11 protein-coding genes and 1 pseudogene are annotated in these 15,638 nt (G+C 72.6%); 6 read left to right on the top strand and 6 right to left on the bottom strand.

What is annotated here, in order from left to right; all coding sequences use genetic code 11:
- Positions 1-5 precede the first annotated feature (5 nt).
- The gene (locus tag ACFPIJ_RS35415; RefSeq protein ID WP_380121829.1) at positions 6-467 is read left to right on the top strand and encodes a flavin reductase family protein; all 462 of its coding nucleotides are present in this window, start codon (positions 6-8) and stop codon (positions 465-467) included.
- Positions 468-630: 163 nt separating this feature from the next.
- Positions 631-2,376 (top strand): GMC oxidoreductase, encoded by a 1,746-nt coding sequence (locus ACFPIJ_RS35410; protein ID WP_380121827.1) that lies wholly within the window; start codon positions 631-633, stop codon positions 2,374-2,376.
- A 90-nt stretch (positions 2,377-2,466) separates the two neighbouring features.
- Here the strand turns inward: ACFPIJ_RS35410 and ACFPIJ_RS35405 are convergent.
- Positions 2,467-2,802: pseudogene (locus ACFPIJ_RS35405) on the bottom strand (FAD-dependent monooxygenase); the annotation flags it as partial.
- Between the two features lie 191 nt (positions 2,803-2,993).
- Between ACFPIJ_RS35405 and ACFPIJ_RS35400 the strand changes: the two are divergent.
- Positions 2,994-3,224, top strand: coding sequence for an ArsR/SmtB family transcription factor (locus tag ACFPIJ_RS35400; RefSeq protein WP_380121825.1), 231 nt, complete (start codon positions 2,994-2,996; stop codon positions 3,222-3,224).
- Positions 3,225-3,457: 233 nt separating this feature from the next.
- The gene (locus ACFPIJ_RS35395) at positions 3,458-4,216 is read left to right on the top strand and encodes a GNAT family N-acetyltransferase (RefSeq protein WP_380121823.1); all 759 of its coding nucleotides are present in this window, start codon (positions 3,458-3,460) and stop codon (positions 4,214-4,216) included.
- 59 nt (positions 4,217-4,275) lie between these two features.
- Here the strand turns inward: ACFPIJ_RS35395 and ACFPIJ_RS35390 are convergent, their stop codons facing one another.
- Both ACFPIJ_RS35390 and ACFPIJ_RS35385 read right to left on the bottom strand, forming a co-directional pair.
- Positions 4,276-4,734: an Rv0361 family membrane protein gene (locus ACFPIJ_RS35390; protein ID WP_380121821.1), complete on the bottom strand. Its 459-nt coding sequence runs from the start codon at positions 4,732-4,734 to the stop codon at positions 4,276-4,278.
- Positions 4,735-4,797: 63 nt separating this feature from the next.
- Positions 4,798-5,460, bottom strand: a complete 663-nt coding sequence (locus ACFPIJ_RS35385; protein WP_380121819.1) for a winged helix-turn-helix transcriptional regulator — start codon at positions 5,458-5,460, stop codon at positions 4,798-4,800.
- A 55-nt stretch (positions 5,461-5,515) separates the two neighbouring features.
- On the opposite strand from ACFPIJ_RS35385, the gene ACFPIJ_RS35380 reads away from it, so the two are divergent.
- Positions 5,516-6,232: a DUF899 family protein gene (locus ACFPIJ_RS35380; protein ID WP_380121817.1), complete on the top strand. Its 717-nt coding sequence runs from the start codon at positions 5,516-5,518 to the stop codon at positions 6,230-6,232.
- Positions 6,233-6,287: 55 nt separating this feature from the next.
- On the opposite strand, the gene ACFPIJ_RS35375 is transcribed toward ACFPIJ_RS35380, so the two are convergent.
- A complete protein-coding gene (locus ACFPIJ_RS35375) occupies positions 6,288-7,856 on the bottom strand; it encodes a putative Ig domain-containing protein (protein ID WP_380121815.1) in 1,569 nt (522 codons plus the stop codon).
- A gap of 166 nt (positions 7,857-8,022) precedes the next feature.
- Here ACFPIJ_RS35375 and ACFPIJ_RS35370 point away from each other — a divergent pair, with 166 nt between their 5' ends.
- Positions 8,023-9,642: an amidohydrolase gene (locus ACFPIJ_RS35370; protein ID WP_380121813.1), complete on the top strand. Its 1,620-nt coding sequence runs from the start codon at positions 8,023-8,025 to the stop codon at positions 9,640-9,642.
- Here ACFPIJ_RS35370 and ACFPIJ_RS35365 read toward each other — a convergent pair.
- Positions 9,639-14,489, bottom strand: coding sequence for an FtsK/SpoIIIE domain-containing protein (locus ACFPIJ_RS35365; RefSeq protein WP_380121811.1), 4,851 nt, complete (start codon positions 14,487-14,489; stop codon positions 9,639-9,641). The genes ACFPIJ_RS35370 and ACFPIJ_RS35365 overlap by 4 nt on opposite strands.
- Positions 14,486-15,637: a VWA domain-containing protein gene (locus ACFPIJ_RS35360; RefSeq protein WP_380121809.1), complete on the bottom strand. Its 1,152-nt coding sequence runs from the start codon at positions 15,635-15,637 to the stop codon at positions 14,486-14,488. The genes ACFPIJ_RS35365 and ACFPIJ_RS35360 overlap by 4 nt, the downstream gene beginning before the upstream one ends.
- Between the last annotated feature and the right edge of the window lies 1 nt (position 15,638).

The raw sequence follows: 15,638 nt of genomic DNA, 5'->3' as shown, positions 1-15,638 counted from the left end.
GTGCCGTGCAGGAGCGGTTCAAGGACGCCTTCCGGCGGTATCCGACGGGTGTCGCGGTCGTCACCGCGGCGGGGCCGGTCGGGCTGACCGTGTCGAGCGTCGCGTCGGTGTCGGTGAACCCGCCGGCGCTGTCGTTCTCGGTCATGGCGACGCGCTCCGCGCGGGCGCTGCTGGCGGCGCCGAGCTTCGTCGTGCACCTGCTCGGACGCCGGCACGCCGGGCTCGCGCAGGACTTCGCGCGGTCCGGCGGGCCCCGCTTCACCGCAGAGCAGGGCTGGGAGACGCTGCCGACCGGGGAGCCTGTCCTGCCGATCGCCCTGGCCGGGCTGCGGGCGGTCCCGCTGCACCGGCTCCAGGTCGGCGACTCGACCCTGGTCGTCGCCGAGGTTGTCGACGTGCTCACCGGCCCCGACGACGACCGCCTGATCTACCACGCCAAGCAGTTCGTCATGTCGGATGGAACCTGATGCAATCCGGCGAAACACACGCGGGGCGCGCCGGGGGTGGCTGATCCTGGTCGAGGAGCGGCAGCCCGAGCGGGGACCCGGCTGGACGTGACGGCGGACGGTTGCCGGACACCTGGGCGCAACATTCCGCTGGGAGGCTGTCGCGGTGTTCGAGGTGCGATTCGTGACCGAGGTCCATCCACCGGACGAGTCGGTGGTGCTGCGCACCGCTGACGACGGATGGGCCGTCGATCATCCCGGGGTGTTCGTCGACGGCGCGTGGACGTTCGTGCTGGAGGACCGGGGCGGGCCGTTCGTGTGCAAGTTCGTGCTCGACGGGATCTGGATGACCGGCGACGACCTGGTCGTGCAGCCGATGCCGGGCGGGCGGTTCGACTTCGCCGACGACGTCGTGGTGTTCGCGCCCGTGCCGGCGGTGCTGACCGAGAACGGCCGGGTCCAGCAACTGCTTTTCCCGCCCGCGTACGACGAGGACCATGTCTACGACGTGATCGTCGTCGGCTCCGGCATGGGTGGCGGGCTACTCGCCGACCAGTTGTCGGACGCCGGGGCGGACGTGCTGGTCGTCGAGGCTGGCTCGCTGCTGTTCCCCACCCACGTGGCGAACCTGCCGCGGCGGCTGCGGATCGGGCAGTTCGACAAGAACGTGTGGGGGCTGTTCGGCGACTTCAGCTTCGCCAACTACGTCAACGCACCCGGGTCGTTCTTCGGCGGGGCGCAGGCGTTCAACCTCGGCGGCCGTTCGGTGTTCTGGGGCGGGCTGATCCCGCGGATGGGTGCCTGGGAGCTGATCGGCTGGCCGGCGCCGGTCGCGGAATACCTCAGCACCACCGGCTACCGGCTCGCCGAGGACGCGCTCAACCGCAACGGGCCGCTCGGATCGCCGTTCCAGGAACAGACCAAGCGACGCCTGAGCGAGCTGTTGCCGGAGTTCGACCACCTGGACGCCCCGGTCGCCGTGCAGTATCAGGGATACACGCCGCTGTCGGTGCCCGGTGGCATGTTCTCCACCGCGGACCTGCTCAGCGAGGACCGGCTCGCGGTCGACGCCGGTGCCCGCCGGCCCACGGTCAACCTCAACCACGCCGTGCAGCGGGTCCTGTTCGACGGTGCCCGCGCCACCGGCGTCGAATGCTATGACCTGCTCGGCCGCCGGCAGCGCTCGTACCGCGCCAACACCGTCGTGCTGTCCGCCGGCACCATCGAGTCGGCGAAGATCGCGCTGCAGTCAGGGCTCGTGGACCCGGCGGGGCTGATCGGCCGCGGCATCACCGACCACCCGATCATGTTCACGCACTTCTCGCTCCCGGCCGGGTCGGCGTCCGCGGCCACTCAGTCCTCGGCGAAGGTCTGGTCCCGGCACCGCGCGACCAGCACGGTCGACCACCCGTACAACGTCGTCGTCGAACTCGGCGCCGACTTCAACCAGGGCCGTTACATCGACCCGGACAACCTGCGCCGGCACCGTGAGGCGAAGGGCGACGCCACCCTCGGCGAGATCGTGTTCCTGTTCAACGCCCCGCTCGTGGAGACCAACCTGGTCCAGCTCGACGGCCCGCCCGACCGTCCGGTCCGCGTGGACGTCCAGCCCTGGCCACTGCCCGCGGCGCTGCTCGACGAGGTTCGCGACGTCGCCGGCACGGTCCTCGCCGGGCTGGGCGCCGAACCCCTCGCGGGCGAGACCCTGGACCTCGCCACCGCCAAGCTCGGCGGGGTCGCGCACGAGGTCGGCACGCTGCGCATGGGCGAACCCGGCACGTCGGTGGTCGACGCGAACCTGCGCTTCCACGCGTACGAAAACCTGTTCGCGTGCGACAACTCCGTCTTCCCGACCTCCCCGGCCGCCAACCCCACCCTCACCCTCGCCGCCCTGAGCCTGCGCCTGGCCCGCTACCTGACCAACGGCTGAGCGACCGCGATCGCGCCGAGGTTGCCCGTGCGGCCCTCGCCGGGCGGGACGACCCTGACTTGTGGGCGACTCATCGTCGGCGTCCCCGGCCCGCACGGCCGTCTCGAGGCCCCACGCCCGCAGCAGGTCCATCTGCCGCAGGCTGATCCCCACCGCCCGCGGCAGCGCCGAACCGGCTCGTCGCTTGTCGAGCACCAGGACGCGGACGCCTTGGCGGGCCAGCGCGAGCGCGGTGACGAGTCCCGCGGGTCCCGCGCCGACGGCGTCGAGTTCATGGGAGGGCCGGTGACCCGGCCGCTGGTGCAGGTGCCGGCCATCCCCCGTAGCGTGGCCGGCACCGGACCGGCCGAGTTCACTACACGGCCGCGATGACCGGCAAACGGTTCGAGAATCGTCGAACGGCGCGGGCGGCTGATGGCCCGGCACGGCCTCGGGCACACGCTGAACACGCTGCACCCGGCGATCCACTGGACCGGCATGCGAATCGAGCTGACGGGTTCAGACGCGCGGGCATACGACCTGTCCGCGGGCCCCGTGGTCGTGCCGTCGATGCTCGGGTGCCCCCGGCTGGCCACGCAACTGGACGACGTGGAGAACGCGGCGGTGCAGTATCCGCTGTGGGGGCGGGTCGCCCCGTCGGGGCGCGCCGGGCCGCGATCCTGCGCGACCTGGACGAGCCGCGGTCGACGACCGAGCTCGGCCGGCGACACGGGCTGAGCAAGTCGACGGTGTCGCACCACCTGGCCGTGCTGTTCAGCGCCGGCCTGCTGGTCCGGGTCCGCCAGGGCAAGACCGTGCGGTACAGCCGCAATCAGGACAGCGAACGCGTGATCTCCCCGAGGCGGTAGCACCGGAAAACCGGTTGACGGGTGGTGCCGGGATGCGGCAGTGTGGCACTGCCCACGCGCACGGCGTCGGCATGCTGCATGAGGGACTGAAGCCTGTGACCCGGGATGGCCAAGCGGCCGCCTGAGCGTCGGTCGCGCGACCGGGGATCTCCCGTCGCGCCGACCATCACAGCGCTGGGCGGCCCACGCGTCGATCGCCCACCGTCAACTTCACCATGTCTCGAGGTATCACCGTGTCCTTGGATGCCCGCATCCAGCAGTCCGTTGTCGTAAACCTGTCCAACCGGCCCGCACCCGTGCACGTGGGGCCGTTCGTGATCGGGGTGGACCCGACCACCGCGAATCCCAACATCAACTACGCCACGCCGCGTCCCGGTGCGGCCATCACCGGTGCCGACGTCGCCGACCTCGTGGCGGCGTTCCGGGACGCCGACCGCGTCCCGCGCCTGGAATACGTCATCGGGTGCGCCCCGGAGCTGGAGCCGCTGCTGGTCGGGGCCGGTTTCGAGGTGGAGGCGCGGCACACGTACCTGTGCTGCCGGCCGGAGACCCTGCAGGCGACGGCCACGCCCGAGGGGTACACCTTGCGCGCGCCCGACAACGACGGCGAGCGTGCGGCGCTGATCGGCGCGCAGCACGACGCGTTCGGCGGGGAGTCCGTGGCCTCTGCGGAGGACGTGGCCCGGATGCGCCGGGCGCAGGACGCCGGTGGGGTGGCGCTCATGGCCGTCACCGGCGACGACGTCTGCGTGGGTGGCGCTCAAGGTGTCCCGCCGTCCGACGGGCTGAGCGAGGTCGCCGGGGTCGCCGTGCGTGCCCCGTTCCGCCGGCGCGGCCTGGCCGGTGCGCTCACCGCCGACCTGACCGGCCGGCTGTTCGGCGCGGGGGTGGAGGTCGCCTGGTTGGAGGCCGGCGGCGAGGACTCCTGGCGGGTCTACACGCGGGTCGGCTATCAGCCCGCCGGTCAGCGCCTGTACATGGCCCTGCGCTGATACCCGCCCCCGCCGGCCGGCTCATGCCGATGCCGGCCGGCGGGGCGCCCGGGTCTTCGTCAGTAGGGCTGGCCGCACACCCGCCACTGGTCGTCTTCCTTGACGAGTGGGAAGACGTGCCGCTCGGTGAAGCCGGTGTCGGCGGTCAGCACCAGGGCGACGGTCGCGGAGACCTTGCCGTTGTAGTTCATGACGTTGACGCCGCCGAATGTGTGGCTCTGGATCTTCGGCTGCTTGGACACGCCGTCCTTGAAGGCATCGAGGGTGAACTTGGCCTGCGTCGGCTTGCACAGCAGCCCGTAGGCGGCGTCGACGTCGCCGTTCTCCAGGTTCGTGACGAAGGTCTCGGCCGCGGTGCGGGCCGGTTCGGTGGCGTTCTCCACGCTCTTGAACAGGCGGTAGCCGCCGAAGATCGCCCCACCGCAGCACAGGACGAGCACGATCCCGAGCGTGATCAGGATCGTCTTCCATGGGCGCTGCCGCCGCGGCGGCTGAGGCACTTCGAACCCACTGGTCACGGTGATCACGATAGGGGACGGCGTCCAGAATCGTTGTCCGCGAAAAACGCAGATCCGGCCGGCTCAGGCCGCAGCGCCGTAGAGGCTCACCAGCGAGGCGACGGCGTCGCGGTCGCCGGTCACCTTCACGGCGGGGATGAGGCCCAGGCCGCCGAAGACGACCCCGCTCCAGGTGCTCGAGTCCACCGTCACGGTCGCCACCGGATCCGCGACGGAGCCCGCCGCCACGAGCACGGTGCCGTCGTGGGCGACGGTGTGGAACTGCTGCACCGGCGGGTCCGCCCGGCGGGCGTCGTGGAGGCGCAGCACGATCCGCGGCACCCCGGCCGGCGAGGGCGGCGCCATGGTCCGCATGGCCACGACGACCGCGTCGGGGGTCATGCCGCCGGCGGTGTCGGGTGACGGGCCCGCGGAGTACCAGCGGCCCAGCGCGGCGAGGACCGGCTCCAGGCCGAGTCCCCAGTCCGTGACGACGTACGCGCGGGTGCGGGCGAGGTCCGGCAGCACCACGCGGTCGACGATCCCGGCCTGCTGCAGGGCGCGCAGGCGGTCGGTGAGCACGGCCGGGGTGATGCCGCGGACCGACTCCTGCAGGTCGGCGAAGCGCTTCGGCCCGAGGAGCAGCTCACGCACGACGATGAGCGTCCACCGGTCGCCCACGAGGTCGAGGGCGTTCGCGGCGCGGCACGCGTCGCCGAGGGCACCGTAGCTCTGCCTGATCGGCACCGGCCGCACCCCAACTCTGTTCAACCGAGCGTCAACTATGTTTAAGATACCACTCATGACGCTCACCCCCGCCCCGGCGGTCGTGGACCGCGAGACCTGGTTGCGCGAGCGCGAGGCGTTGCTGCCCCGGGAGAAGGCGCACACCCGCGAGGGCGACGCGATCGCGGCGGCGCGCCGGCGCCTGCCGATGACCGAGATCGAGCCGATCGCACTGGTCGGGGCCGGCGGTCCGACGCCGCTCGCCGAGATCTTCCAGGGGCGCGACCAGCTCGTCGTCTACAAGCACATGTGGCACGAGGGCCTGCCGTTCGAGGCTCAGTGCGAAGGCTGCACCGCATCCATCTGGGACTTCCACGACGCCGCCTATCTCGAGGCGCGCGGAGTGTCCTTCGCCGTCTTCGGCGAGGGTCCGTTCGCGGAGATGGCGCCGTTCAAGGAGTTCATGGGCTACACGCACGACTGGTACTCGACGTACGGCGTCGACGACCCGGCCTACGCCGGCGGCGGCATCCTGGCCTGCTACCTGCGCCAGGGCGACCGGTTCTTCCTGACGTACGAGAGCACCGGCCGCGGCGTCGAGGCCATCATGGCGTCGCACAAGCTGCTCGACCTGACCGTCTACGGGCGGCAGGAGGTGTGGGAGGACTCGCCCGAGGGCTGGCCGCAGGAGCCCACGTATACCCGATGGCGCCGGGACGGCCGTCCCGTGCCCCAGTGGACCCGGCCGGCGGTCACCCCGGTGCACGCGCACAACCCCCAGCACTGTCACTGAGCCGCCGAACGGGGGGCGGGCCGGGCTGCGTGCAGCCCCGGCCCGCCGGCGCGGATCAGCTGACCGTGACGGCCAGGTCGTCCAGCACGAAGGAGGTCTGCAGCGACGAGTCCTCGGTGCCGTTGAACTTGAGGGTGACCGTCTGGCCCGCGAACGCGTTCAGGCTGTAGGTCTTGGCCTGATACCCGGAGGCCTTGTTCAGGTTGGACAGGGTGCCGAGCGTCGTGGACCCGGCGGTCACCGTCAGTTTGTCGTACGCCACCGAGGTGGTGGTCTCGGCGGTGTCGATGTGCACGTAGAAGGTCAGCGTCGCCGAGCAGCCGGCCGGGATGGTGACGGACTGCGAGACCGACTCGGTGTGGGTGGAGCCGTAGCCGAGCAGCCACGCCGAGTACGTGCCGGTGCGGGCCGGCTGGCCCTGGCTGGACCACTGGCCGATGGCGCCCGTCGTGCCGGTCCAGGACGTGGCCCCCGACTCGAAGCCGGGGTTCAGCAGCTTCTGGCCGCTGCACGTGCCGCCGCCACCGCCGCTGACCGTCCAGCCGAAGGACGCCGTGCCGCTCGCACCCGTGGTGTCGGTGGCCGTGACCGTCGAGGTGGTCGTCTGCGCCGTGGTCGGCGTGCCCGAGATCAGGCCGGTGCTCGCGTTGATGCTCAGGCCCGCGGGCAGGCCCGTCGCCGAGTAGGTCAGTGTCTGGCCGGAGCCGGACGAGGACGCCGAGATCTGCAGCGACTTCGCGGTGCCCACCGTCGCGGTCTGCGCGCCGGGGTTGGTCACGGTGACCGTGTTGCCCGTGCCGGCGGGCTTGGTGAGCAGGCAGCCGGCGATGGTCAGATCGATGACCCGCGAGGAGTTGAGGCAGGTGGTGAACCAGTAGGTCTGCTCACCGTAGCTCTGGCCCTGGTGGACGGTGACGTTGCCGTTGGCGTCGACCTCACACGGGTTGTTGAGGGTGCAGCTGGCGCCGTCGTCGTTGCCGGTGTTGTTGATGCCGATGACCGCGTTGTCCGACGAGCGGACGATCGGCGAGCCGGACGTGCCGTGGGTGGTCTGGCAGCCGGTGTTGTAGCGGATCGAGTCGTGCCAGGTCCACTGGTCCTCGCGCAGGGTGGGCACGAAGCCGTTGATGGTGCAGGTCCAGACCTGCTTCCAGTAGCTGGACGGGATCGTCATCGCCGTGCCATCGGCCGGGTGGGTGCCGGCGATCGTCAGGGCGGTGGTGTTGTAGCTCGTCTTGATCTGCGCGAACGTCTGTGTCAGCTGGTACAGCGCCACGTCGGTGTTCGTCATCGTGCCGTAGATCAGCTTGTCGGCGCGCACGGTGCCCAGCGACGTGCCGGTGTTGCTCAGCAGCGTGCCGGTGCGGGTGCTGGTCCGGTTCTGCAGGACCACGCCCGCGTTGATGAAGCCACCCTCGTAGCAGTGGCCGTTGGTGAGCAGCATCGCCCGGTCACTGTCGACCGAACTGGGGTACCGGACCAGGGCGCCCGAGCAGTTGTTCAGGGCGATGGTCGCGGTCAGCCCGGTGACCTGCACGGCCTGGGCTGGTGCGGGGCCGGCGACGACGCTCGCGGCGACGGCGAGGATGGCCGCGCCGATCGCGATGACCCGTCTCATGCGCATGGGTGGGTGGTCCCTTCCGGTTGGGGGAAACGCAGCGGGTGCCGCGGGATACCGCGAACACTTCGCCGACCGTCGATGTGGTGATGGCACCATCACATCGACGGGCATGCCGGTCAACGGGGTGGACCCTTTGCGTACCCCCATGGTTGCCGGGCATGCTGCGCGGATGAGTGCGCTGTTGTTCATCGGTGGCCGGGTCTTCGCCGCCGGCGGGGCCGAGGCCGTGGCCGTGAAGAACGGGCGGATCACCGCCGTCGGTGACCGGGCCCGCGTCCTGTCGGAATTGTCCGGCCAGGCGTTCGACGTCGTCGACCTCGACGGCCGGGCCCTCGTCCCCGGCCTCCAGGACGCGCACATCCACCCGGTGTCCGGCGCCCTGGAACGGCTGCGCTGCGACCTCACCCCGTGGCACGCCAAGGCCGACTACCTCGCCGCCGTCGCCGCGTACCCCGGTGACGGCTGGATCACCGGCGGCGGCTGGTCGATGGCGGCGTTCCCCGGCGGCCTGCCGCACCGTGACGACCTCGACACCGTCGCCCCCGACCGGCCCGCCTTCCTGCCCAATCGCGATCATCACTCGGCGTGGGTGAACAGTCGCGCACTGCTGATCGCGGGGATCGACCGGGACACCCCGGACCCGGCCGACGGCAGGATCGAGCGGGACGCCGCGGGGGAGCCGACCGGGGTCCTGCACGAGGGCGCCATGGACCTCATCACCGGCCTGCTGCCCGCCGACACCGCCGAGGACTACGACCGCGCGCTCATGGAGGCCCAGCGCTACCTGTTCAGCCTGGGCGTCACCGGCTGGCAGGACGCGATCGTCGGCGCCTATGCCGGCGCACGTGATCAGTTCGACACCTATGTGCAGGCGGATGCGGCAGGTGTACTGCGGGCAAGGGTCACCGGCGCGCTCTGGTGGGACCGTGGCGGCGACGAAACCCAGATCGCCGCCTTCGAGTCCCGCCGCGCGCTCGCCCGGCACGGCCGGTTCCGCGCGACCGCGGTGAAGATCATGCAGGACGGTGTGGCGGAGAACTTCACCGCCGCGATGCTCGACCCGTACGTCGGTCAGGGCGGGCACTGCGGCCAGTCCAACGTCGACCCGGCCCGCCTCCGCGACTACGTGAGCCTGCTCGACGCCGCCGGCTTCGGCGTCCACTTCCACGCCATCGGCGACCGCGCGGTCCGCGAATGCCTCGACGCCGTCGAGGCCGCCCGCGACCGAGGTGCTGCTTCCGGCGCCCGGCACCACCTTGCCCACCTGCAGGTCGTGCACCCCGACGACGTGCCCCGGTTCGCCGCGCTCGACGTCACCGCCAACATCCAGGCCCTCTGGGCCACCCACCACGAGCAGAACGACACCCTCTGCGTGCCGTTCTTCGGCCCGGAGCGGGCCGGCTGGCAGTACCCGTTCGGCTCGATCGCCCGCACCGGCGGCCGGCTCGCCGCCGGCAGCGACTGGCCCGTCACCACCCCGGACCCGTGGTGGGCGATCCACGTCGCCGTCCACCGCACCGAACCACCGGTCTCCGGCGAGGCGGACTGGCCCACCTCCCAGGTGCCGATGCTGCCGCAGGAGGCGCTCAGCCTGGAGCAGGCGCTGACCGCGTACACCCTCGGCTCGGCCTACGTGAACGGCACCGACGACGAGACCGGCTCGATCACCGTGGGCAAGGCCGCCGACCTGGTCGTCCTGGACCGCGACCCGTTCGAGCCCGGCGCCACCCTGTACGAGACCAGGGCCGACCTGGTCTTCGTCGACGGCGACCTGGTCCACGAGCGCTAGAGCTCGAGCGTTACCTTTCGCTGCCGGCCGTCCTGGATGATTGTTCCGGCCCGGGACGACCGTGCCCGGGCGCCGATGAGCGTCGCCGTGTTGGCGGCGTCCAGACCGCGGATGGACCACCCTTCGTCGGGCGCGATGAGGTGGAACCCGAGCTCGTAGCCCTCCGGCAGGAACTCGATCAGAGGCGCCAGCCCGTCGAGCCCGGCGGTGGCGACGAACCACAGCTCCGGTCCGGTCCACAGGTCCCGCAGCAGCCGGCCGCGGGTCGGCAGGTCCGGACGGGGCCGCCTGGCCCGGAGCAGTTCGGCGACGGTGGCGGCGTCGGCCGCACCGAACACCCGCCCGTCCGCCCAGTTCGCGATGGTCTCGCCGACCCGCCGGACCAGGTCGTCGCTGCCGCGGATCAGCAGGTGCGGTCGCCCGGCGAAGTTGAGCACGCAGTCGGTGCCGTCGTCCTGGTGGACGCCGATGCGCAGGCGCAGTTCCGGTCGGACCCGCGGCGCCAGCGGGCCGGTCCACGCGTCGGTGAGCTCGGCAACGTACTGGTGATGGTCGCCGCCGACGTGCCGGACCGGCGCCGCGATCTGCACGCGGACGCCTTCGCCGGCGTGGCCGCATCCGGGTCGGTCCGGCGAGACCTGCCAGGCGACGTCGAGGGCGAACCGGGACGCGGTCGGGTCGTCGAGTCGTAGCTCGATCAGCGTGGCGAAGGTGTCGAGGACCTCCGCCTCGAACGCGCTCCACGCGGTGGCGGTCGCCACGACATGCACCCGGCGGATGGCGAGCAGGTCCGCGACGCTCGGATGATCACGCAGCACTCTCGGCAGGTCGTCGACGACGAGCACCGCCACCCGCAGCGTGAGATCCAGCGGGCTGTGACGGAGGAAGGTAACCAGGCGGTTGATGGCGGCCGCGTCGTCGCGGCGGAAAACCCCCCCGACGAACGGCAGGCCAGCCACGGTGTTGAGCCCTCCGCCGAGGCAGTAGACCTGATATGGCTCGTGCTGGCGCGCGATCGCGGTCACCACCGTCTGCAACGCGGTCGTCTTGCCGGCGCCGTGTCCACCGACAATCACGGTGTGCCCGGCCTCTGCCGACGGGTCGATGGTGAATGGTGCCTGGCGGTGCTCGCGGGGGATGTCGGCAAGTCCGATCGTGACTGCGCCGGTCGGCAGGTCGCCGAGCGCGACGAACTGCGGCAACGGCGGCAACCAGATCTCGTGCACGGGCCCGCCACGCCCGGCCATCGGGGCGACGAGGGCCTCCTGCACCTGCGTGACCATCGCTCCCCGGAACCGGCGCACGCTGTCGTCCGCCTTGTTCCGTAGGTAGCCGTGTCCGGGTTCATGCGGCAGCGCGAACGCCTCCGGCCCGCCGAGCACGAGCCGGGACTCGGCCGCCGTGACAGTTCGCATGGCGATCCGGAACGTCAGGTACGTGTCCAGCCCGCGGAGCCGGTTCTCGGCCAGCTGCCTGGCGGCCAGCAGGACATGGATGCCGAGGGTACGGCCGACCCGGAGCACCTGGAGGAGCGCGTTGACGGCCGACGGCTGCGCGGAGAGGAGGGAGCCGAACTCGTCGATGACCACCAGCAGCCGCGGGCGACGTCCCGGATCTGCCTGCTGCCGCCGGTCGACCTCGCCGAGGAGCACGTGCACCAGGCGCGGCACGTCGTCCACGACGATCCCGGCGAGGTGTGGCAGCGCCTCGAGCCCGGCGAACGTGGCCCCGCCGAAGTCCACGGCGAGGATGTTCAGCTCGGCAGGACTGTTGGTGACGGCGAGCCCCAGGACGAGGGACCGCAGCAACTCCGACGTGCCGGCCCCGGCCGCCCCGACGACGAGCCCGTGTGGGCCCATGCCGCCTTCGCTCCCGTCGCGCAGGTCGACCAGGATCGCCCGGCCCTCCGGGTCGGACCCGATCGGCACGGCCAGGTTCCCCGGCACCGCCCACGCCCGCGCCGGGTCGAACGTCGCCGGATCGATGCCGTGCAGCTCGGCGAACCGGACGCCCGGGGACGTCGGCGGATCGAGCCGTATCTGCCGAGGTTGCTGGTCCGGCACGGCCAGCTCGCCGATCTCGCGGGACAGCGTGATCGTCGGCGTGGCGAGGTCCTTCAGCGTCCGCACGATCCCGTCCGATGCCCCTACCGGGGCGAAGACAACCACCCGTAGCCGCAGGCCGCTGGCGTACGGCAGCAGGTCTCGAAGCGCCGTCAGCGGAGTGAGGGCGCCCTCCGCGATCACCCACAGGTCGGGCCCGGTCATTCTCACCCCGCCCGACGACCGTTGCAGCTCCTCGACGACGCGGGTGGTGTCGTCGGGGCCGACGATCTCGCCGTTGCCGGAGCGCTCGATCGCCTGCCGGACGGCCAGCCGCTCGTCCGGGGACGCGTCGAGGACGATCAGGTGCGGGTCCGCGGCGAAGTCCACCGCGAACTCCTCGCCGCCGGACAGGAACGTGCCGAGCCGGATCCGTGGGCGTGGCTGCTCCACCGGTGTGGTGGCGAGCTCCCGCAGGTACGCCTCGTGGGAGCCGCCGCCCCGCCGGATCGGCAGCGCGATCTGCATTTGCAGCCCACCGGCCGTCAGCGCACGACCCGCGGTTTCGTACCGCAGCAGCCGGGCGGCGGGGACCGAGATCCGCGACGTGTCGGGGTGGTCGAGCCGAAGCTCGACGCGCGTGCCGAACGCGGCGAGATGCTCCTCGCTGAACCGGCTCCACCGTTCGTCCGAGGCCACGATCACCACCCGCCCGGCCGACACCAGGTCGCCGAGGCCCGGATAACGCCGAAGGAGGTTGGACCAGCCGTCGACGACGAGCACCGTGTCGGCCGCGGTGCTGCCTCCCAGGGACCCGAACAGGGCGTTCAACGTGTCATGGTCGTGGGCGGGATCGAGCACCGTGATCACGTCGGGGAGGCCGATCAGCGGGCCGAGGTCGCCGCCGACGCAGTAGACGCCGACCGGCCGCGCCGTGCGGGCCAGGGCGGCGACCACCGTCCGGAGCGCGGTCGTCTTGCCCGTGCGCGGTTCGCCGACGATTGCGACGTGCCCGGATGCGCCGGAGAGGTCGATGCTGAACGGCCGGCGCCGGTGTTCGCGGGGCACGTCGACCTCGCCGATCGTGACGCCGTCGGCCGGCAGGTCGCCGAGCGCCAGCACCGGCGGAAGCGGAGGCAGCCAGACCTGGTGCACCTCGGCGCCGTGCCCGGCCATGCGACGGACCAGGACGTCGAGGAGCGAGTCCGGTCGCTGGGCGAGGACGTCGTCCCACGAGGCGGAGTACGGGTCGGACACGGACGTGCCGCGGAAGCGTTGCGGGGCGCCGTCGCCGGCCCGCAGGAAGCCGTGACCGGCGGCGCGGGGCAGGTCGAACGCCTCCGGTGTGCCGATGGCGAGCTGGGACTCCTGCTCGGAGAAGGCGCGCAGGGCGATCCGGACCGACAGGTGGGCGTCGAGGCCGCGCAGGTGACCCGACTCGAGGCGCTGGCACGCCACGACCAGGTGGATGCCGACCGGGCGGCCGAGGCGACCGATGGAGATGAGGGTGTCGATGAGCGACGGGTCGGCGGTCAGCAGCGAGCCGAACTCGTCGACGACGATGAGCAAGTGCGGGCGGCGCGCGGTGAACGGCTGCTGGCGGCGGCTGATCTCGCCGAGGACGACGTCCTTGAACCGTTCGATGAGCGATACCAGGTCGCCGGAGTCCACGGCGAGCCCGGCGAGGTGCGGCAGGGTCTCGAGGCCGGCGAACGCGGCGCCGCCGCGCAGGTCGACCGGGAGGATGTTCAGTTCGGCCGGGCTGTGCCGCGCCGCAAGGCCGACGATCAGGGTCCGCAGCAGCTCCGACTTGCCGGCCCCGGTGGCGCCGACGATCAGGGCGTGCGGGCCCGTCCCGCCGTGGCCGGGCTCGCGCAGGTCGAGCAGCACCGGCCGGCCGTCCGGGTCGGTGCCGATCGGCACGGTCAGGTTCCCCGGCACCGCCCAGGCCCGCTCGGGGTCGAACGTGGACGGGTCGATGCCGTACAGGGCCGGGAACGGCACGGACCGGTACGGGTCGCTCGGCTCGTCACCGGCCGGCTGGCGCGGCGCGGGTGGCGGCACGAGCCGTTTGACGGTGTCGAGGACGTCGCGGGCGATGTCCCGCAGCGGCGGGTCGTCGACGCGGGCGACCCGCTCCAGCCGCAGGGCGATGGCCCGCACGTCGGCGCCCGGCAGCAGGGCGAGTTCCCCGAGCTCGGCGACGGCGGCGGCCCGTAGCTCGTGCGACGGCGCGTCGGCCGCCGCGACCGCGTCGGCCAGCCGGTCCGGCAGTGACGTCCGCGGGCGCAGGCGGCCGGTCATCGCGACGAACCACTCGCGGGTCAGGGCCGGACCGCCGGCGGAGGGGCGGTTCGCGGCGAGCCAGTCGGCGGCGCGGGCCGGGTCGACCAGGTTCAGTGCGGTGAGCCGTTGCGCGTGCTCCAGCTCCGGTTGCAGGTGCCACGCGGGGTGCTGGTCGGTGTACTGCTCCAGCAGCACCGCCACCCGCGCCGGTCGTTCGGGGCCGAACCGGGCGGTGAGCGCGGCGAGCAGGGCGTCGCGCAGGGCCGGGTCGATCTCGTACAGGTCCTCGCCGACCTCGCGGAACAGCGGCGACAGCAGCAGCGCGGCCTCGGCCTCGAACGGCAGGACGGTCGGCGGGTCGAGGAAGAAGTTGATCCGCAGCAGGTGCAGCAGGCCGGCGTCGACCGCGACCGCCACGGCCGCGTGGCACGCCAGCTCCAGGGCGCCGGCGGGCAGGCGGGACCGGGCGGCGGCGAGACCGGCCGCGACGGGGGAGGCGCGGACCCAGGCGGTGGTCACAGCGGCCGGGCCACGGGGAACGGGCGGCCGCGGAGCACGTCGACCGCCTGGTACATGCCGGCGCGGGTCAGCGGGAACATCGGCAGGTGCCGGGCGACCTGCTCGGCGGTGCTGCGCCGCCAGCCGGCCGAGGGGACCGGGTTGAGCCAGGCGACGGCGCCGGCCGCGGCCCGCAGCGCCTTGCCGAGGGCGGCGGTGTCCAGCAGCCGGGCCGGGCTGAGCGTGCCGCGGGCGGCGCCGGCGTCGCTGATGACCGCGGCGCCCGTGGTCGCGGTGACCCCGTCGAGGACCTCCCGCAACGGGACCGGCGACGTCAGCGCCGGGTCGCGGTACAGGGTGCCGTCCCGCAACGGTGCGAGGGCCGGCAGCACCGCGTCGATCGCCGGGTCGAACGGGTCCGGGACCGCGTGCAGCAGCCCCGGGTCCGCGGCGCCGACGGTGTTGTGGAAGTAGACGACGGTGAGCGCGCTGAGCCGCCCGGCCCGGCGGACCGCCTGCTCGACGTGCTCGACGTAGCGGTGGAACGGCGCCATCGACCCCTGCCGGTCCACGAGCAGCAGCAGCCGGGTCGTGTTGCGGCGGGCCGGGACCAGCACCGGCGGCACCGGCACCCCGAGGCGCGCCGAACGCCGCAGGGTCTCGTCGACGTCGAGCTCGACCGGTGGGCCGTGCCGGGTCGGGCGGCGCAGGCCCCGCCAGACCTGGACGATCTCGCGTTCGGTCAGCGGGTACTGGGGGGTCATGACCAGTGTGGTGTCGGTCCGTCCGGTGCCGGGCGGCGCCGCCGGAAGGCCCCGCCCGGGTGCGGCGACCGGTGGCGGTGCGGGTTCGGCGTCGACCGCCGGCGGCGCGGGTGCGTGCTCCATCGCGGGTGCGTCGCCGACGGTGCGCACCGGCGCCGTTTCCGGCCGGGCCGGCGCCGCCAGGGTCCACTGTGGAGCATCGACGCGGGCGAACGCGGCCCGCACCATGTCCGCTTCTGCTTCGGTCTTCGCCCAGAGCATCACGCAGAGCTCGGTCAGGGCGGCGCCGGACGTCCAGCCGAACCCGGCCGCCAGGGCGCGGCGCAGGGCGTCGCAGTCATCCACGCCGAGCGGCAGCCCCCGCCGGCGGAGCTGGTCGACGATCGCCAGCACGAACGGCGGCACC

The organism is Dactylosporangium cerinum (genome assembly GCF_042653625.1).
Classification (GTDB): domain Bacteria; phylum Actinomycetota; class Actinomycetes; order Mycobacteriales; family Micromonosporaceae; genus Dactylosporangium; species Dactylosporangium cerinum.
This window is presented reverse-complemented; position numbering and strand designations above follow the sequence as displayed.